The sequence below is a fragment of the Marinomonas ostreistagni genome (assembly GCF_016888445.1).
Lineage (GTDB): Bacteria > Pseudomonadota > Gammaproteobacteria > Pseudomonadales > Marinomonadaceae > Marinomonas > Marinomonas ostreistagni.
This window is the reverse complement of the sequence record NZ_JAFEKF010000001.1, coordinates 302,007-320,347: the sequence shown is the minus strand read 5'-3', so window position 1 is coordinate 320,347 and position 18,341 is coordinate 302,007. Positions and strand designations below refer to the sequence as shown.

The following is an 18,341-nucleotide window of genomic DNA, read 5'->3' as shown; positions in this document are numbered from 1 at the left end:
ACTAACCTCCCTGCTGCACCACACGATATGGCACATCATTATCACTTTCTAGGCGCACTTCACGCAGACCTTCAGGGCGATCTGGCGGAATATTGAGTGTGGTCAAAGCCCCTTCCATTACCCGTGAAAATACTGGTGCTGATACCTCACCACCGTAGTATTTACGTCCTTTAGGGTCATTCACCATCACCACCATTGCCAAACGCGGATTAGTGGCTGGCGCAATACCCGCAAACAGCGAAATGTATTGATCGTATTCATAACCGCCAGCGCCAACTTTGTGCACCGTACCGGTTTTACCCGCCACGTTGTAGCCTGGAATTTGCGCTTTTTTACCCGACCCTTCGATCACCACAGACTGCAGCATGCGTACCACATCGCGCGCGATGTCTGGCGGCACTACTTGATCACCCTGAGGTGGAATGTCCTGTTTAAATAGCGTAATAGGTACTTTGTTACCATCGTTAGCTAGGGTCATATACGCTTGAGCCAACTGCAGAGTCGATACAGATAAGCCGTAACCGTATGACAAGGTAGCAATTTCCGAGGGGTGCCACTTAGGGTGCATAGGCAGCTTACCTGTGGTTTCACCAGGGAAACCTAACCCTACTGGCGAACCAATCCCCAGCTCATAAAACATGTTCCAGATCGTATCCTGCGGTAAAGACAAGGCAATGCGCGACGTACCGACGTTACTGGATTTCACCAGTACCGTTTCTAGATCAATTTCACCATAGTTACGAAAATCACGAATGGTGTAACGTCCAAAGCGGATGTAACCAGGGTTGGTATCAATGACAGATTCTGTCGAATACTGACCGGAGCGTAGTGCTGCGGTCACAGAAAAAGGCTTCATGGTTGAGCCTGGCTCAAACAAATCGATCACTGCACGGTTACGCAATTGCTCAGGCTCGATATCCGAACGATCGTTAGGGTTATAAGATGGCTGGTTAACCATGGCCAATACTTCCCCAGTACGCACATCCAAAATCACCGCCGAAGCCGATGACGCACGCTGCTCGGTCACTACCGCCTTAAGCTCACGATAAGCTAGGTATTGCAGGCGCATATCGATACTAAGCTCAATGGTTTCACCACTTTGCTCTGGAATCTCTTGGCCTAGTGTGCGGATGATATTGCCTTTAAGGTCTTTGATGTAGGAAATCTGACCAGGCTTGCCTTGCAGAGCCTGCTCATAAGCCAACTCAATACCTTCTTGGCCTTTATCATCAATATTAGTAAAACCAACCACTTGTGCCGTTACTTCGCCAGCTGGGTAAAAGCGCTTATATTCTTTAATCTTGGTCACACCCACGACATCGGCTTCAACAATTGCCTCGGCTTCATGTGGTGGAATCTGACGTTTAAGGTACATAAAACCGCGTGAACGGTTGCTTTCAAAGCGCTCTTCAAGCCATGCACTACCAACCCCCATGGCTTCTGCTAGGCGCGCTATTTCCTCGCGTGGTTGTTTACGCTCACCGATTGGCTTAGCCAAATTAACGGGGTCTTCGTCCAGTTTCCACAGCGCTCTAGGATTGGCAATCACCGTCCAAGTCGGCGTACTGACCGCTAGCGGTTCACCATTACGATCCAAAATCATGCCACGCGTCGCTGGGATCGACTCGGTGCGTTCGGCACGCATATCCCCCTGTGACTGAAGAAATTCCTTGTCCAGCACAGTCAAATAGAACAACCTGCCACCGGCGACGGCAAACAGGGCGAACGCGATCGCATAGACTAGATACAATCGCCATCTTGAGGGTAAGTGTTTTTGGTCATGTGCACTCATGGCTTTACTATTACCAATTCTTCAGGGGTCGGGGCATGCATATCAAGGTCTTTTATGGCCGCCTGTTCAAGGCGACTGGGTTGGGTGAGCGCGCTCTGCTCTAGCAATAACTGCCCCCACACCACTTCATAATTAACCTCATCCTTTTTCAGCTTTTGTAGGTACGCGAAATCCCTACGAAAGTCGTAAACCTGTGCTACAAGAATGATTGCCATCGCGCCGGTCGCTATAAGCCCCAGCAAAAATGAAGCAATTTTGCCATTCTCACTATTCACTGATGCGCTCCATTACGCGCAATACCGCACTGCGTGAACGCACATTATCTGACACCTCACCTTTAGACGGCTTAATGGCTTTGCCGACGGTTTTAAAGTGGATATCTAAATGTGCATTCTGGATGGGTAAGTGGCGAGGTAAATCCGGCCCCTTACACATCTTCTTCATAAACTGTTTTACAATTCGATCTTCCAATGAGTGGAAACTGATGACTACTAAGCGACCGCCGACTTTGAGCGCTTTCGCCGCTGCTTCTAAGCCCTCTTCTAAGTCGCCTAGTTCGTTATTGATATGGATTCGAATACCTTGAAAAGCACGTGTGGCAGGGTTTTTACCTTTTTCCCATGCAGGATGGGCTTCGGCGACAATTTTCGCCAATTGCTTGGTAGTCGTGATCGAAGTGTCTTTGCGATACTCGACGATGGCTCGGGCGATGCGACGCGAGAAGCGCTCTTCGCCATATTGATACATCACATCGGCAATTTCTTTTTCCGGCGCACTAGCGATCCATTCGGCAGCACTTTGACCTGCTTCAGGGTTCATGCGCATATCCAATGGACCATCATTCATAAAGCTGAAGCCACGCTCAGCATCATCTAGCTGTGGTGATGAGACACCCAAGTCCATCATGATGCCATCGACTTTTTCCACCCCAAACACGTCGGGAATGTGCTCTGCCATGGCCGCAAAGCTATCTTGAACGATGGTAAAACGATCATCTTCTGCTTCCAGCGCCTTGCCATGGCCAATGGCCACTGGGTCTTTATCAAAGCCCAACATTTTGCCTTGCGCTAAGCGTGACAATACCAAACGCGTATGACCTCCACGACCAAAGGTGCCATCTACATATAAGCCATTATCATCGGTCACTAACATATCCACCGACTCATTCAGCATTACGCTAATATGTTCTGGGGCCGTATCTGTCATAGTGAAATATCCATCATTGTATCGAGTTCTAAGTTTTCTGAAGCGGCTTCAGAGAGGTAGGCATCACGCTGCGCTTCCCATTCCTCTAAGCCCCAAATTTCTATTTTTTTACCTTGCCCCAACAACGTTGACTTACGGTCAATCTTGGCAAACTCTCGCAGCGGCGCAGGCAGTAATAAACGCCCAGCGCTGTCGAGCTCTAAATCTGTGGCATGACCCACCAGCAAACGTTGCAAACGCCTTGTTTGCGGCTGAAACGTCGGCAAACGGTCCAATTTCGCCTGAATCTGCTCCCACTCTTGTACTGGGTAAAGCAACAAACAACAGGACATCGGGTCGATTGTGACGACAAGCCCAGACTCTTCGTATTGTTCAAATTCGTCGCGCAAGCGTGCCGGAAGCGCTAATCGCCCCTTTGCATCCACACTGACTTGATGAATCCCACGAAACATGTCCATATCCCACTTATCGACACTATTCCCCACAATTTAACATTAAAATAAAAAATAGGTAAAAAAATCCCGATAAAAAACGCCAAAAGCACGTTTTTTTCTTTAAACAAGGGATTCGTTTGCGAGAACTTTAAAGAAGAGAGGTAAAAAACGAGGAAGTGTGCAAGCCGGCCGATAAGCCGGGTTCTGTCGTGGACAGTCATTCATCTAGGCCATACATCGCTGCATGGCTCGAGCAACCTACCCGAACTCAGTGCGGGTCACACCTATGAGTTCCTATTTGGTCTTGCTTCAAGTGGGGTTTACCTTGCCGCATACTGTTGCCAGATGCGCGGTGCGCTCTTACCGCACCATTTCAACCTTACCGGCAGTAAACTGCTTAGGCGGTATTTTTTCTGCTGCACTTTCCGTAGGCTTGCGCCCCCCAGGCGTTACCTGGCACTTCACCCTGCGAAGCCCGGACTTTCCTCCCCTTTGAACGAGTCAAAGCGGCGACTGTCTGGCCGACTTGCGGGGCGCATACTACAGTGTGTAGAGGTAAATGCAAGGGGAAATCCCCCTTGCGTGAGGATTTTTTAGACTGGCAAACAAAAACGTACTTCTAAACCGCCTTCTGGGCGGTTAAAAGCCTGTATTTCGCCATTGTGCGCTTGAGCAATACGCTTAGCGATCGTTAAACCTACGCCAAAGCCGCCGCTATTGGACTCACGCGCAGAAGAGGATCGAAAAAAGGCGTGGAAGATCTTGTCTAGCATTTCATCGGCAACACCTGGGCCATTGTCCTTGATGGAAATGACCGCTCGACCGTCTACCACATCAGAAGATAACTCCACTCGGCTGTTATCCCCCGAATAGAAGCAAGCATTACGCAGCACGTTCTCTACTGCATGACGCAACTGTACTGAGTCGCCATACAAAAGCTTAGGCGCATCGCCTGTGCGGGCTATCGAAATACCACGCAACTGTGATTCAAATTGCACATCCGCAACAATATCATCGAGCCAAGGCTGCACTTTGATCTGCTCTTTTTGCATCGACGCCGCCTCCAGCCGAGACAAGGTCAACACTTGGCCGATCAATTCATCCAACTCGTGAAGCTCATTACGAATACGGTGCAGGTAATTCTGTTGAACTTCTTGGCCTTGTTTGTCTTCTGCAATGGTAAGCGCCACTTCTATACGCGCCAGTGGCGTACGCAACTCGTGAGAAACATCTCTAAGTAAGCGCTCTTTGGAGCTCAGCAAGGTTTCGATACGACCCGCCATTTCGTTAAATTCACGGGCCAAATTACCGATCGCATCGTTACGATCCACCAAGCGTTGATCCACTCGCGCGGTCATATCACCTTGGCCAAACAAGCGGGTGATTTTCTGCAGCTTTAGCAAAGGACCAAGCAACCAATACGCTAGAATCGCACTAGACACCAATAAACCAAGCAAGGAAAGCAAGGTAATAGCCCAAGGGCTGACAGGGCCTGCTTTATCCAGCGGACGGAACACCAGTAGGTACTGAGTATTGCTCGCACCGATAACTTGGATAAATTGACTACGACGTGCATCGGCTGAAGCTTGTGCTGAACCGTCATCCATAGGGTCGCCTGAGTCTGGGCTTTCACGGAAGTTGCGTGGCAAAGGGCGCAACAAAGGACGCCCATTCTCTTGATAAATGAAGATACTACCCTGTAACTTCTTCTCGTACTTCGCTGCCTCTTCTTCAAGAGCACCTACTCCACTGCTTTCATAGGTTGATACCAGTGTGACACCCACATCCCCCAACAAGTCAGCTGACACCTCGTCTTGGTCTTGCACAAAATTAACAATCCCAAGGCCGATCGTAACAACCACCATGTTAGAAAACAGTACAACCAAAAAAACCCGTAAAAAAGTACTCTTCATAAAATTAGGCAACTAACACAACTGGCTAGCCTTCTGCTCCATCAACAAAAATATATCCAACGCCTCGAACTGTCTTGATGCGCGGCTCACCGCTCTCAAGGACACCGACTTTTTTACGCAAGTTACTGATATGCATATCTAGGCTGCGATCATACATGGTTAGCTTACGGCCCAGCGCTTTTTCTGACAGTTCCTGTTTCGTCAACACTTGCCCAGGCACCATCATCATACATTCTAACAAGGCATACTCTGAGGTAGTCAATTCGATTGGCTCATCATGCAAAAATACCGTGCGATCGCGACGACGCAACAACACGTCTGATAAAAACAAATCCGACATTGGGTCGTCTTCTTGCTCTTGTGAAGAACGACGCAAGATAGCTTTGATACGCGCCAACAACTCGCGTGGATTAAACGGTTTTGACAAATAATCATCTGCCCCCATTTCCAAGCCAAGAATACGGTCGATGTCATCACCTTTGGCCGTCAACATGATCACGGGGATAGAGCTTTTATTACGAATCTGCTTCAGTGTCTCAAAACCATCCAACACCGGCATCATAACATCTAAAATCACAATATCTGGGCGATCTTGCTCCATGTAATCTAGCGCCTCTTGACCATTCCAAGCATGCGTGACTTCATAGCCTTCGCCATCAAAGTATTCTTTCACCAAATCTGATAGACGCGCATCATCGTCTGCTAATAGCAACTTAACCATAATCAACCCTTTCTATTTGTAAAGTTGTTTGACTATTCAATAGTAAGGTAGTAATGCGACAAAGAAACCCCTCTTTTCAAAGAACTGACAATTTTTGCAATTCGGCTGACCTATTAGCCCATAAAAAACGCCCTGCTGACAAAATCAGAGGGCGCTCTTGTGTAAACCATTGATTAAAGGTTTATTTTATTTCTAGGGTTTGCGCTTCGATTTTCGCTTTCCACTCAGCTGGGCCCGTCAAATGCACCGACGTACCTGCTGCATCAACAGCAACGGTTACCGGCATATCGACTACGTCAAACTCGTAGACCGCTTCCATCCCCAATTCTGGGAACGCCACAACCTCTGCATTTTTGATCGCTTTGGATACCAAGTACGCAGCGCCGCCCACAGCCATTAGATAGACCGCACCAAACTCTTTGATCGCCTCGATCGCCACAGGACCACGCTCAGCTTTACCGATCATGCCTAGTAGGCCTGTCTTTTCAAGCATAGTATGTGTGAACTTATCCATACGCGTCGACGTGGTCGGACCAGCCGGACCTACAGCTTCATCTTTTACAGGATCAACTGGGCCTACGTAGTAGATAAAGCGCCCTTTAAGGTCAACTGGCAACTCTTCACCATTGGCCATCATTTCGACCATTTTCTTGTGTGCCGCATCGCGGCCCGTGAGCATTTTGCCATTCAGAAGAACTGTTTCGCCTGGTTGCCACTCTTTGACCATCTCTGGCGTCACTTCATCAAGATTGACGCGACGCACACTGTCACCTACTTCCCAAGTGATATCTGGCCAGTCGTCCAATGAAGGCGGCACAAGATCCGCCGGACCGGAACCATCTAGCACAAAATGCGCGTGACGCGTTGCTGCGCAGTTAGGGATCATGGCAACAGGCAAGGACGCCGCGTGTGTTGGGTAGTCCATGATTTTGACATCTAGCACTGTCGTTAGACCACCAAGGCCTTGTGCACCAATACCTAGATTGTTGACCGCTTCAAAAATCTCTAGACGTAGCTCTTCCACACGATTTTGTGGACCACGAGCCTTCAGCTCATGAATATCGATGGGCTCCATTAAAGATTCTTTAGCCATGACCATGGCTTTCTCTGCGGTACCGCCGATGCCTATACCCAGCATACCTGGCGGACACCAACCAGCACCCATTGTCGGTACGGTTTTCTTAACCCACTCAACAATAGAGTCTGATGGATTTAACATAGCAAGTTTAGACTTATTCTCTGAACCACCACCTTTAGCTGCCACATGCACTTCCACCGTGTCACCTGGCACAATTTCCATGTGAATGACGGCCGGCGTGTTGTCTTTGGTGTTTTTACGTGCCCCAGCAGGATCGTCAAGAATCGATGCACGTAAAACGTTATCTGGGTGCAAGTAAGCACGACGCACACCTTCGTTAATCATGTCAGTCACGCTCATTGAGCCTTCCCACTGAACATTCATGCCAACTTTCACAAATACTGTCACGATACCAGTATCTTGACAGATTGGTCGCTTACCCTCGGCACACATGCGTGAGTTGATAAGGATTTGCGCCATTGAGTCTTTTGCGGCCTGACTTTCTTCGCGCTCGTAAGCTTCGTGAACGGCTTTAACGAAGTCTAATGGATGGTAGTAAGAAATAAACTGAAGGGAATCTGCAACGCTGTCGATCAGATCATCCTGTTTAATAATGCTCATGCGCCTCTCCTGCCGAGTATTATGCTTTTATGGGGAAGCAGAATGTTAAAAGATGCGGCAGGGGTTTAAAAGCTAAAAGCAAAATTTTCAGCAGGTATAGTGTCTATTCACAAGATCTATGTCGCTAAACTCACATTGCCTCTTATCAGGCCTTTTGCGACGACGGTGGATTCATCAAAGAATACTGAACATATTCTTCGAGTACGGATGAGGTGAATTTTTCCCGCTCACTCAAGGAATGGATCTGCTCCGCCTCCCAGTTGATCAAACATACAAAGACTGAGTATTTATTGATGCAGCCATAATCCAAATCGCGCACACTGATTTGGTGCGACTCCATTAAGCGCAACACCTGCTCAATGACTTTTTGACTTTCAAAATGCCCCACACCCTCGATGCTTTTAAGCATACGCTGAACTCGTTCAACTGGGTTTTCTGAAGGTTTTGGTACTTCAGTTTGACGACTGGCTAATAAAAATTTATCCAACATTTCTTCGGTGTACAGCTCGCGCTCGTGGACGTCCGAAATCTGCGCTGACTCACGTTCCAAAAGACGAATAAACAAGCTTTTGTTACGGATATCAGAAAACTCCAGATCGCGCAGACTCAAACCGCTATCAGACATGATCGCAATGACTGCTTCGTAAGACCCTGTGGCTTGCTCATCACCTTTTGCAGCTAAGGTTAAATGGCGACGCAGCTCGTGCATGATTTTAGCCGCACGATAATCTTCCTTAAGTTGCTGGTGCTGGGTGTACTGCTCTTTGCAATGCTCCAAACGCCCTTCCAAGTCTTGGAAGCCTTGCTGCGCTTCTTGTTCAGCTCGCATTGATGTGACGCGCAGCTCAGCGCGGCGTTTTTCCCAAGCTTCATAAGCACGGGCACGGGCTTGGAATGCTCGCTCAATGGCTTCTTCAAAACTTTGCTCGATGCGCGCCCGCTCCGAGCGTTCGCGCTGTTCTTCCTGCTCCACTGCCGCACGTTCAGTGCGCTTACTGCTTAGCTCTGCTTCAGCAGCGCTTAACTCATGCTCAAGCGAATCAATTTGTGACAGTACATCCGACTCATCAAAGTCCGCCAACAAGTTGTACACTTTGCGCCAATAAGAATCTTCTTCAAACGGCACATCAGGATTACTCGACGCATACTGATTGCGCAGTGTCTCCTTAAATTGCTCGCCACTTGGACGAAAGGCATTAGCCGCATTAATAACATTATCGTAAGAAGAAAAACGCTCGGCGTTCACGTTTGTGTCATCCTTAGAAGTTGGCGTAGATTCATCCTGTTTTACGGATGCGCTTTGATCATTTTCATGTACTTCAGTAAGGGCCTCTTCAAAGACCTCATCCATTTTATTGCTCGGTATCGAGTCTTCTACTTCCTGCTCGCAGGCTTTTGGTTCAACCGTGTGCGCTGAATCATGATCTTGTGGCTCACAGGCAGGTTCGTTTTGCTCTCTAAAATGCGCCGCATCAGCGGTAGCTGATGCCATGTCCGAAGTTGCTGTATGATCTGCAGCCACATTAAATTCAAATGGCGCATTCTTGGCAAAAGGTGCCTCTTCAAGATCGTCCAAGATAGTGCGCGCACTGGCGTACGCCTTGCTGGGATCGACTGGCTTTTCACTAAAACGACGGGCAGACAAGGATTCGGAACGCGGCCGCTGATCCGCCGCAGATTTAGCATGCAAAGGGACACCATTCCAGCTCACTTTGAATAAAGTGTTGCGATCACACAACTGGTACATCGGGATATCGCCCTGGGTCAGGCCATTTTGCATGATAATGGATTCAGCGTGACGAAGCGCCATTGAGGATTCACTAGCGTTAGCTGAGGTCGCTAAATTTAACAATTTTACTACCTTACCAATCGCTTTTTTTCTTCGTCTTAGACTCATCGTATGCCGTCCTATACTTAGTATTCCTGCCCGTGTTGATCGCGTATTTCAATCGAATTTTGTCTGCACTCACTATAGATCAATCTGCTTGAGCGACCAACTCATCACCCAATAAACTTCTAACCTTTTGCAAAATACTCGCCAACTCTGACTCACTATAAGGTGTGGCTGCAATTTTGCCCCAAACAGGCTCGGGCCAGCAGCTGTCTTGGGTAAAACGTGCCACGTGATGCAAATGGAGTTGCTGAACTTTGTTGCCGATAGCGGCAACATTTAGTTTATCGGGCGCAAAGACATCCTGCATGGTTTCCGCCAAGAGGCAACTTTCTGCCATCAACTGTTGACGATCCTCAGGCTCAAGATGATGAATCTCACGAATATCGGCACGTTTAGGCACTAAAATAAACCACGGCGCATTGGCATTATTGATAAGACGTAATTGACTGAGTGGAAAATCTCCCACCCACACAGAATCACGCTCCAAAACGGCGTCTAATTCAAACATGTAACGGTACTCCTACTTTACTTTACGGCCTTACATAAGCACTATAGCATTCTATTTTTAATTGTACCCTACGACTTGGAGTTCCCATGACGGAAATGCGTTGTGTCTTGGACGCAAAAGCCAAACTCGCAGAGTGTCCCCGCTGGGATGAACAGACCCAAACTTTGTATTTTGTGGACATCGACTCCTTTGCGCTACACGCTTATCACTTACCTAGTGAGAGCCATAAAGTGCGCCATTTTGACGAAGAAATTGGTTGCTTTTCTCTAGCTCAGGGCGGCGGCTTCATCGCTGCGTTTCGTTCCGGTGTCTACACCTTTTCAGATTTTGATGCGCCTCTGACCTCGTACTGGCAAGCCGATTATGACGTCACAACGACCCGTTTCAATGATGGTCGTTGCGATCCTGCAGGGCGTTTTTTAGCGGGTACTATGTACGCGCCCAAAGATGCTTTTGCGGCTGGGCTTTACCAATTTGAAAAAGGCCAACAGCGTCTACTAGATCAAGCCGCATGGACCTCTAATGGGCTAGCGTTTTCACCTGACCACAGCATTATGTACTACTCGGATACCCCCAATCACATCGTGTACCAATTCGATTACGATGTGAGCACCGGCGTGGCCAGCAACAAACGCACCTTTATCGAATTTCCACGTGGCAATGGCCGCCCAGACGGCGCCGCTGTTGATCGTGATGGCAACTACTGGTCTGCCCTATACCAAGGTCAGCGCGTGGTCAAAATCAGCCCAGCGGGTGACATTTTGGCAGAGTATCCGGTACCCGCCACATATCCGACCATGGTTGCGTTTGGTGGTAAAGACATGAACACCCTGTTTGTGTCCACCTGCCGTGCCGCCCAAAGCGCCGAAGAACTGGAACAATTTCCAGCAGCCGGCGGCATCTTCGCCTTAGATGTTGAAAACGAAGGTCAAATTGAATTCCGCTTTGCGGGTTAATTTAATACTAAAAAATTGAAGACGACATAATCATGCGCGCAAGCAATTATCTATTCTCTACACTACGTGATGCCCCATCCGATGCAGTGGTGGCTAGCCACCAACTTATGATTCGTGCCGGTATGATCCGCCAAGTTTCAAAAGGCTTGTACACTTGGCTACCAACCGGTGTCAAAGTCTTGAAAAAAGTGGAAAACATCGTTCGCGAAGAAATGCAAAAAGCGGGCGTATTAGAAGTCATCATGCCTGGCGTACAGCCAGCGGAACTGTGGGAAGAAACGGGTCGCTGGCAAAAATACGGCCCAGAGCTACTGCGCCTAAAAGATCGTCATGACCGTGATTACTGCCTTGGCCCAACCCACGAAGAAGTCATCACAGACATCGCCCGTAATGAGCTAAGCAGCTACAAGCAACTGCCACTAAACGTATTCCAAATCCAGACCAAATTCCGTGATGAAGTGCGTCCACGCTTTGGCGTAATGCGTTCGCGTGAGTTCTTGATGAAAGACGCTTACTCGTTCCATGCCAACACTGAATGTTTGCAAACCACCTATGATGCAATGCATGCAGCCTACTGCAAAGTGTTTGATCGTATTGGTTTAGATTACCGTCCTGTGCGCGCTGACACAGGCTCGATCGGTGGCGCGTTCTCTCACGAGTTCCACGTATTAGCCGAATCAGGTGAAGACGATATCGCTTTCAGTGATACGTCTGACTTCGCCGCCAACGTAGAGCTTGCAGAAGCATTGTGCGCCAAAGAAGCACCCGATGCACCGACTCAAGAACTTGCCGAAGTCTACACACCGAACTGCAAAACCATCGCCGCTGTAGCAGAGTTTTTGGATCTTCCAGTTGAGAAAACCATCAAGACCATGTTGATCAAAGGCGTGGATGCAGACGGTGAACCAAACATCATCGCGCTAGTTTTGCGTGGCGATCACTCAATCAATGAAATCAAAGTTGAGAAGATCGAAGGCGCCGTGGCACCTTTTGAGTTTGCTTCTGAGCAGGACATCATTAACAAAATTGGCTGCCAGCCGGGCTCGATCGGTCCTCGTGGTCTAAAAGCCGCAGGCATTCGCGTGATCGTTGACCGCTCAGCTGCTGTTCTATCTGACTTCTGCGCTGGTGCCAACAAAGACGATTACCACGTAACGGGCCTTAACTGGGCACGTGATTGCGATGAGTTTGAAGTGGCAGATATCCGTAACGTTGTCGAAGGTGACCCGTCACCTGACGGCCAAGGCCATATCGTAATTAAACGCGGTATCGAGGTGGGTCATATCTTCCAACTAGGCCAGTCTTATTCTGAAGCCATGAAAGCCACTGTGCTTGACGAAAACGGCAAAGCACAAGTGATGCACATGGGTTGTTACGGTATCGGTGTATCGCGTGTGGTAGCGGCGGCTATTGAGCAAAACTTCGATGACAAAGGCATCAAATGGCCGCAGTCTATCGCTCCTTATGAAGTCGCTATCATCGGCATGAACTACGAGAAGTCAGATGACGTTCGTGAGGCTTGTGATGAGCTTTACGCTGCGCTACAGGCCAAAGGCATTGATGTGATGCTAGACGATCGTAAAGAGCGCCCTGGGGTGAAATTCGCAGACTGTGAATTGCTTGGCATTCCACACCGTCTAGTGGTCGGTGATCGTGGCCTAAAAGAAGGCAATCTTGAGTACAAGAGCCGCGCCACAGGTGACGGTGAAGACGTGACTCAAGCAGATGCGATTGATTTCATCCTTGAGAAGCTAGGTCAATAAACCTATTTCACTCATACCTAAGCCGCATAAGCTCTTAACTTATGCGGCTTTTTATTATATTGCTTCATCACAGCTGACCAACGAGGTTTTCTATGACTGCTATTTATCATAATCCACGCTGCTCCAAATCCCGCGAAACATTAGCTTTACTTGAGCAAAATGACATTCATCCTGAAGTGAAGCTGTATCTTAACAACCCACCCTCTAAAGCTGAGCTGCAAGGCCTTTTAAAACAGCTAGGCATGGATTCTGCACGCCAGCTGATGCGCACTAAAGAAGACATTTACAAAAGCCTAGGCCTCAAAGACGAGCAAGATGAAGACGCTCTGCTTGATGCAATGTTAGAGCACCCTAAGCTGATCGAACGCCCGATTGTGCTACACAACGGCCAAGCTAGAATCGGCCGCCCACCTGAAGCTGTACTAGAGATCTTCTAATGAGTACCAATATTTTAGTGGTGTTTTACTCACGCCATGGCTCTGTCGCTGCCATGGCAAAGCATATCGCCCGAGGCGCGCAACGTGTCGCCGATACCGACGTCACCATCCGTCAATTGGCACCCGCTTCTTTTGAGCACGAGCAAACCGCGCAAGCGATCCCAGAAGACGGTTATCCGTACTGCGATATCGATGACCTAGCCGCCTGCGATGGCTTAGCCATTGGCAGCCCATCATACTTTGGTGGCATGGCAGCACCGGTCAAACTCTTCTTGGATCAAAGCAGTACGATTTGGATGAGTGGTCAGCTCGCTGATAAACCCGCCTGTGGCTTCGCTAGCGCCAGCACCATGCATGGTGGTCACGAAATGACGCTGCAGTCGCTGATGATTCCTTTATTGCACCATGGCATGATTTGGGCAGGACTGCCCTACAAGAATAAAGAGCTGATCAGCACTCAAGCTGGAGGCACACCTTATGGCGTGACACACTTGGCCTCGCAAACTCGTGATACAGAGTTAACCCAAGATGAGATCGCCTTATGCGAAGCGCAGGGCGAACGCCTAGCAACGCTTGCCCATAGCCTTAAAAAAGCCTAAGTAGCCGACGCAAATCAATGTTGTAGTAGTCATAAGCATTTATTATGCAGCCTCTACAACATTGATAGGCCATTATCTAAATGAGCAAACGAACCCATATAAGCGTGTGCGAAAAGCAACTTTTCGAATACCGCACAAAACTCTGCAAGCCCCTCATCACACTGGCGCTGTGTGCGCTGATCAGCGTTATCAGTCTCTGGCATTTGGTACTCAATCAACTAACGCTACAACATCCTTTACTGTTACTCGGCGTTGTCATTCTGCCTTTACTATTAGCATTGTGGGCCAACCTAAACGGTAGCTACAAAGGCGCCATCGGCGTTTGCTTTATCAGCCTTTTTTATTTTACCGCCGGTGTCACACACTGGTTCCACCCACACCTATGGCCCATCGGCATGAGTGAAACACTGCTGTCAGCTTGTCTATTTACTTTAGCGTTATTGTACGCGCGCTGGCTGGCGCTCAGTCACCTTCCATACGACGCTGCTTAAGCAAACAGGTGCTCAGCCCATACCGTTAGACCGCTTGCGACACTGCCAAAGTGATCGCCATCCAACACTTCAATATCACCGATATGCTGGCGAACTGCAGCCTGGATGGCTGGGGATTTCGCCGAGCCACCGGTGATGTAAATCACATCGGGCTGCTGGCCCGCTTCATCAATTGCATCTTGCATCAGCTTGATCATTTTTTCGATCGGTGCCGCGATCGCTTGAGCCAATTCATCGCGGCTAATATCTAACGCTAATTCCGCTTCGATATAGCTTAAATCCAGCGTCTGCGACGTTTGTTCGGATAGACTAATTTTGGCCTCTTCAGCATTTTTCACCACATGGAAGTTATGCTTATGCTCACGCAGATAGGCAAAGCGATCCATCAAGCGCGGCTGGTGCATATCCAATCTAAGTTGCTCAATTTGCGTTTTGGTCTCTAAGCTATTAAAGATCGCCTGGGCCGTCACATCATTCGTTGTCACTGCGTTCCAAAACAGCTGAGTTGGCATTGGTAGCCCAGTCTTCAGCTCAGCTCCCATACCAAATAACGGCATAATCTGTCGGCCAGCCAACTGAATATCTAGGTCGTTACCGCCGACACGCTCCCCTGTGTAGGCTAAAAAGTCATCGCTTCGGTCAAGCTTATGACGGTAATTCGGTCCCATGCGCACCATCGCACAGTCACTGGTACCACCACCAATATCGACTACTAATACTGTTCGATCTTGCTGCAAGCCGCGCTCAAAGTCCAACCCCGCTGCGATGGGCTCGTATTGAAACTCTACCGACTTGAAGCCGGCACGCTGTGCTGCCGTAGTCAAAATAGCCAACGCTTGAGTGTTACTTTCTTGGGCATTGACACCCTGAAAATTCACCGGCCGACCAATAACCGTTTGCTCCAGCTCTCGCCCTAAACTTTGTTGAGCTTTGCTCTTCACATTAAGCATCATCAGGGTGACCACATCCTCAAAAAATTGAATGTGCTCAGCACGCAAACCAGAGCCGCCTAAAAATGACTTAGGCGATTTAACAAAGTAACCTTCATCCGGGAATTGGTAATACTCTTGAAAAGCTTCGCGCCCATAAAATAAGACTTGATCGTCCGCCTCATAATCCTCTTCACGGCGAAAGCGCTGCGCGCGACTTAAAATACCTTGGCGCGAAGTCATAAACTCTCGCTGAGCTTCACCGGATAACTGTCGTGCAACACCTTCGGTGATAAAGTCGCGGCTTAAGCCGTAAACCGCTGAAGGTAGATAGCAATGCTCTGCTTCCAGTTTCGCAAGCTCTGGTGCACCATTATTCATGACACCTAACGCACAATTGGATGTGCCGTAATCAAATCCGCAAAACACAGCAAACCTCACTCAATACAAAAACGGTCGCGGACTCTAGCATAATCTGACTAAAATCATAAGTATTCGCTATAGCTTAGACTTATAAGTGTCTTGATAGAATCTTTACGTTTATAATTACAATTTGTAATAATCAATGTAAACGCACGTTAAGGGGCTTCATTTTGGGCATCTCCAACAATATCCTTCATCATATTGAGAACTTTACTGCGCAACGGGATAAGGAATTGCTGGCGTTTAGTTTACTTAAAAGTATTCGTGACATTCTAAATCCCACCCAAGCCCGAATCTTAACCGTCAACGGCCAAGATGAGCCGATCATGGAAATTGTAATTAACGGCAACGACGCCTGCCATTACAACTACCAAAACATCACCATCTCAGAGAACATCAAAGCGTCTTTAGATTACATCAGCAAATGGCACCTAGATGAACTGATGGAAGCCCATGAAGAGCAATACACAGCCTTTCACGTGCTTAAACAAAGTCGTCAATTATCACAGTACTTGATTGTCAATCTGGACAACAAACCAAGCCGCTCAGAAAGCTATATCATCAAGGGCATGCTCAGCATTTACAGCAACTTCAGCTCACTATTAGCGGAAGCACAGACGGACGAGCTGACAGGCTTAATGAACCGTAAAACGTTCGATGAATCCATTGTCAAACTGTACCAAAGCAGCGCCTTAGACGAGCACAACCAAAACAGCGCTAACTGGATTGCCATCATCGACCTAGATCACTTTAAAACCATCAACGACACCTATGGTCACCTGTATGGCGATGAAGTTCTAATTCATGTCGCCCGCGCCTTACAACAAACCTTTCGCCAAGATGACATGCTGTTCCGTTTTGGCGGCGAAGAGTTTGTAATCTTGATGCGTAACCTTAAGCGCGAACAATGCATGGAGCTGTTAGAGCGACTACAGCACCAAGTAAGCAAAATCGCCATGAGCACCATTGATGACATTACGGTGAGTATCGGCGTATGTGAATTCAAAAATGATATTTTCCACATCACACTGATGGATCAAGCCGACCAAGCCTTGTACCACAGCAAACAAAACGGCCGTAATCGAGTGACTTTCTATGACAACATCGTTGAAGCAGGATTAGCTCAAGACAAGGTTGTGCAAGGTGGTACGGTCGACTTCTTCTAGTGAACACGTCACAGTGTGACGCGCCCGCCACATAATAGACATAAAAAAAGCCGAGTGAATCACTCGGCTTTTTTGTATCATAGTTCAGTATTACTGAGCCTTGAATGGGTCACGTAGAACGATTGTTTCGTTACGATCTGGACCAGTAGAGATGATATCCACCGGCACACCCACTTTTTCTTCGATGAACTTGATGTAGGCTTGAGCATTGGCAGGTAGCGCATCGAAGCTCGGTGCACCCACTGTTGACTCAGACCAGCCTGGCAGCTCTTCGTATACTGGAATCGCTTGATCGTAGCTTTCGCTGTCAACCAACGAGCCAGATACCGCGTTGCCCGCTTCGTCTTGGTAGCCAACACAAACTTTGATGGTTTCAAAGCCATCAAGTACATCAAGCTTCGTTAGACAGATACCAGAGATTGAGTTGATTTGCACCGCATGGCGCAGCACCATGGCATCAAACCAACCACAACGACGCTGACGACCAGTTGTCGCACCAAACTCATGACCACGTTCGCCTAAGCGCTGACCGTCATCACAGTTAAGCTCTGTTGGGAATGGACCTGAACCAACACGTGTCGTGTAAGCTTTGGTGATACCCAAAACGTAGTCTAAATACAATGGGCCAAAGCCTGTACCCGCTGGCGCTCCACCTGCCGTTGTATTAGATGACGTGACGTATGGGTAAGTACCGTGGTCAACATCTAGTAGAGAACCTTGCGCGCCTTCAAACATGATGTTTTTGCCAGCTTTACGCAGATCGTGTAGCAAGTTAATTGTATCAGCCACCATAGGACGCAAGAATTCCGCCATACGTAGGCCTTCTTCGTATACTTCGTCGTATGATAGCGGCTCAACTTGGTAGAAGTTTTCTAGCATGAAGTTGTAGAACGCTAGTACTTCTTTCAGTTTTTCCGCAAAACGGTCTTTATCTAGGATGTCCGCAACACGAATCGCACGACGTGCTACTTTATCTTCGTAAGCAGGCCCGATACCACGGCCCGTTGTGCCGATTTTTTTATCGCCTTTGGCCACTTCACGCGCTTGGTCCATCGCAATGTGGTATGGCAAAATCAGTGGACACGCAGCACTTACTTTTAAGCGCTCAACCGCTGGAATACCTTGCTCTTGAAGCTCTTCAACTTCGTTTTGTAGTGCTACAGGAGACAACACTACACCGTTACCGATGACACACTGAACACCGTCACGAAGGATACCTGATGGAATCAGGTGCAATACAGTCTTCTTACCATCGATCACAAGCGTGTGGCCAGCATTGTGACCACCTTGGAAGCGTACGACTGCAGCCACTTCTTCCGTTAGTAGGTCTACGACCTTACCTTTACCTTCGTCACCCCATTGAGTGCCAAGAATAACAACGTTCTTACCCATTTTATGGTCTCGCTTAAG

Annotated in this window: 17 protein-coding genes and 1 other RNA gene; 6 read left to right on the top strand and 12 right to left on the bottom strand. The window is 48.3% G+C overall.

Annotated elements, in window-relative coordinates; translation table 11 throughout:
• Position 1 precedes the first annotated feature (1 nt).
• The 10 genes from JQX58_RS01430 to JQX58_RS01385 form a co-directional block, all read right to left on the bottom strand.
• Entirely contained in the window at positions 2-1,792 is a 1,791-nt protein-coding gene (locus tag JQX58_RS01430; RefSeq protein ID WP_204145048.1) for a peptidoglycan D,D-transpeptidase FtsI family protein, read from the bottom strand.
• Positions 1,789-2,067: a cell division protein FtsL gene (gene ftsL, locus JQX58_RS01425; RefSeq protein WP_338040632.1), complete on the bottom strand. Its 279-nt coding sequence runs from the start codon at positions 2,065-2,067 to the stop codon at positions 1,789-1,791. Before ftsL ends, JQX58_RS01430 begins: the two co-directional genes overlap by 4 nt.
• Positions 2,060-2,998, bottom strand: coding sequence for a 16S rRNA (cytosine(1402)-N(4))-methyltransferase RsmH (gene rsmH, locus JQX58_RS01420; RefSeq protein ID WP_204145047.1), 939 nt, complete (start codon positions 2,996-2,998; stop codon positions 2,060-2,062). Before rsmH ends, ftsL begins: the two co-directional genes overlap by 8 nt.
• Entirely contained in the window at positions 2,995-3,450 is a 456-nt protein-coding gene (gene mraZ / locus JQX58_RS01415; protein WP_204145046.1) for a division/cell wall cluster transcriptional repressor MraZ, read from the bottom strand. Before mraZ ends, rsmH begins: the two co-directional genes overlap by 4 nt.
• 159 nt (positions 3,451-3,609) lie before the next feature.
• An RNA gene (gene rnpB / locus JQX58_RS01410) (RNase P RNA component class A) lies at positions 3,610-3,961 on the bottom strand.
• Positions 3,962-4,025: 64 nt separating this feature from the next.
• Positions 4,026-5,345 (bottom strand): HAMP domain-containing sensor histidine kinase, encoded by a 1,320-nt coding sequence (locus JQX58_RS01405; RefSeq protein WP_204145045.1) that lies wholly within the window; start codon positions 5,343-5,345, stop codon positions 4,026-4,028.
• 25 nt (positions 5,346-5,370) lie between these two features.
• On the bottom strand, positions 5,371-6,066 hold the full coding sequence (locus JQX58_RS01400) for a response regulator transcription factor (RefSeq protein ID WP_204145044.1): 696 nt from the start codon (positions 6,064-6,066) through the stop codon (positions 5,371-5,373).
• Between the two features lie 181 nt (positions 6,067-6,247).
• Positions 6,248-7,765: a fumarate hydratase gene (locus tag JQX58_RS01395; RefSeq protein WP_204145043.1), complete on the bottom strand. Its 1,518-nt coding sequence runs from the start codon at positions 7,763-7,765 to the stop codon at positions 6,248-6,250.
• Between the two features lie 145 nt (positions 7,766-7,910).
• Positions 7,911-9,575: a coiled-coil domain-containing protein gene (locus JQX58_RS01390; protein WP_239090116.1), complete on the bottom strand. Its 1,665-nt coding sequence runs from the start codon at positions 9,573-9,575 to the stop codon at positions 7,911-7,913.
• A gap of 166 nt (positions 9,576-9,741) precedes the next feature.
• Positions 9,742-10,167 (bottom strand): HIT domain-containing protein, encoded by a 426-nt coding sequence (locus JQX58_RS01385; protein ID WP_204145041.1) that lies wholly within the window; start codon positions 10,165-10,167, stop codon positions 9,742-9,744.
• 86 nt (positions 10,168-10,253) lie between these two features.
• Between JQX58_RS01385 and JQX58_RS01380 the strand changes: the two genes are divergently transcribed.
• From JQX58_RS01380 to JQX58_RS01360, 5 genes are all read left to right on the top strand, one after another.
• On the top strand, positions 10,254-11,123 hold the full coding sequence (locus JQX58_RS01380) for an SMP-30/gluconolactonase/LRE family protein (RefSeq protein WP_204145040.1): 870 nt from the start codon (positions 10,254-10,256) through the stop codon (positions 11,121-11,123).
• 32 nt (positions 11,124-11,155) lie between these two features.
• Positions 11,156-12,886 (top strand): proline--tRNA ligase, encoded by a 1,731-nt coding sequence (locus JQX58_RS01375; RefSeq protein ID WP_204145039.1) that lies wholly within the window; start codon positions 11,156-11,158, stop codon positions 12,884-12,886.
• Positions 12,887-12,978: 92 nt separating this feature from the next.
• On the top strand, positions 12,979-13,323 hold the full coding sequence (gene arsC / locus JQX58_RS01370; RefSeq protein ID WP_204145038.1) for an arsenate reductase (glutaredoxin): 345 nt from the start codon (positions 12,979-12,981) through the stop codon (positions 13,321-13,323).
• Positions 13,323-13,922: an NAD(P)H:quinone oxidoreductase gene (gene wrbA / locus JQX58_RS01365; protein WP_204145037.1), complete on the top strand. Its 600-nt coding sequence runs from the start codon at positions 13,323-13,325 to the stop codon at positions 13,920-13,922. The genes arsC and wrbA overlap by 1 nt, the downstream gene beginning before the upstream one ends.
• An 80-nt stretch (positions 13,923-14,002) precedes the next feature.
• Positions 14,003-14,413 carry a DUF2069 domain-containing protein gene (locus JQX58_RS01360; RefSeq protein WP_204145036.1) on the top strand — a complete coding sequence of 137 codons (411 nt, stop codon included), beginning with the start codon at positions 14,003-14,005 and terminating at the stop codon, positions 14,411-14,413.
• Here the strand turns inward: JQX58_RS01360 and yegD are convergent.
• Positions 14,410-15,771: a molecular chaperone gene (gene yegD, locus JQX58_RS01355; protein WP_204145035.1), complete on the bottom strand. Its 1,362-nt coding sequence runs from the start codon at positions 15,769-15,771 to the stop codon at positions 14,410-14,412. The genes JQX58_RS01360 and yegD overlap by 4 nt on opposite strands.
• Positions 15,772-15,935: 164 nt before the next feature.
• Between yegD and JQX58_RS01350 the strand changes: the two genes are divergently transcribed.
• A complete protein-coding gene (locus JQX58_RS01350) occupies positions 15,936-16,931 on the top strand; it encodes a GGDEF domain-containing protein (protein WP_204145034.1) in 996 nt (331 codons plus the stop codon).
• Between the two features lie 90 nt (positions 16,932-17,021).
• Here the strand turns inward: JQX58_RS01350 and JQX58_RS01345 are convergent, their stop codons facing one another.
• Positions 17,022-18,323 carry an adenylosuccinate synthase gene (locus JQX58_RS01345; RefSeq protein WP_204145033.1) on the bottom strand — a complete coding sequence of 434 codons (1,302 nt, stop codon included), beginning with the start codon at positions 18,321-18,323 and terminating at the stop codon, positions 17,022-17,024.
• Positions 18,324-18,341: the final 18 nt, after the last annotated feature.

Excerpts from the sequence above, each read along its gene's own strand:
- JQX58_RS01345 (WP_204145033.1), bottom strand. The coding sequence starts at position 18,323 with ATGGGTAAGAACGTTGTTATTCTTGGCACTCAATGGGGTGACGAAGGT.
- JQX58_RS01405 (WP_204145045.1), bottom strand. The coding sequence starts at position 5,345 with ATGAAGAGTACTTTTTTACGGGTTTTTTTGGTTGTACTGTTTTCTAAC.
- JQX58_RS01385 (WP_204145041.1), bottom strand. The coding sequence starts at position 10,167 with ATGTTTGAATTAGACGCCGTTTTGGAGCGTGATTCTGTGTGGGTGGGA.
- wrbA (WP_204145037.1), top strand. The coding sequence starts at position 13,323 with ATGAGTACCAATATTTTAGTGGTGTTTTACTCACGCCATGGCTCTGTC.
- JQX58_RS01390 (WP_239090116.1), bottom strand. The coding sequence starts at position 9,575 with ATGGCGCTTCGTCACGCTGAATCCATTATCATGCAAAATGGCCTGACC.
- JQX58_RS01375 (WP_204145039.1), top strand. The coding sequence starts at position 11,156 with ATGCGCGCAAGCAATTATCTATTCTCTACACTACGTGATGCCCCATCC.
- mraZ (WP_204145046.1), bottom strand. The coding sequence starts at position 3,450 with ATGTTTCGTGGGATTCATCAAGTCAGTGTGGATGCAAAGGGGCGATTA.
- JQX58_RS01380 (WP_204145040.1), top strand. The coding sequence starts at position 10,254 with ATGACGGAAATGCGTTGTGTCTTGGACGCAAAAGCCAAACTCGCAGAG.
- arsC (WP_204145038.1), top strand. The coding sequence starts at position 12,979 with ATGACTGCTATTTATCATAATCCACGCTGCTCCAAATCCCGCGAAACA.
- JQX58_RS01360 (WP_204145036.1), top strand. The coding sequence starts at position 14,003 with ATGAGCAAACGAACCCATATAAGCGTGTGCGAAAAGCAACTTTTCGAA.
- JQX58_RS01400 (WP_204145044.1), bottom strand. The coding sequence starts at position 6,066 with ATGGTTAAGTTGCTATTAGCAGACGATGATGCGCGTCTATCAGATTTG.
- JQX58_RS01430 (WP_204145048.1), bottom strand. The coding sequence starts at position 1,792 with ATGAGTGCACATGACCAAAAACACTTACCCTCAAGATGGCGATTGTAT.
- rsmH (WP_204145047.1), bottom strand. The coding sequence starts at position 2,998 with ATGACAGATACGGCCCCAGAACATATTAGCGTAATGCTGAATGAGTCG.
- JQX58_RS01395 (WP_204145043.1), bottom strand. The coding sequence starts at position 7,765 with ATGAGCATTATTAAACAGGATGATCTGATCGACAGCGTTGCAGATTCC.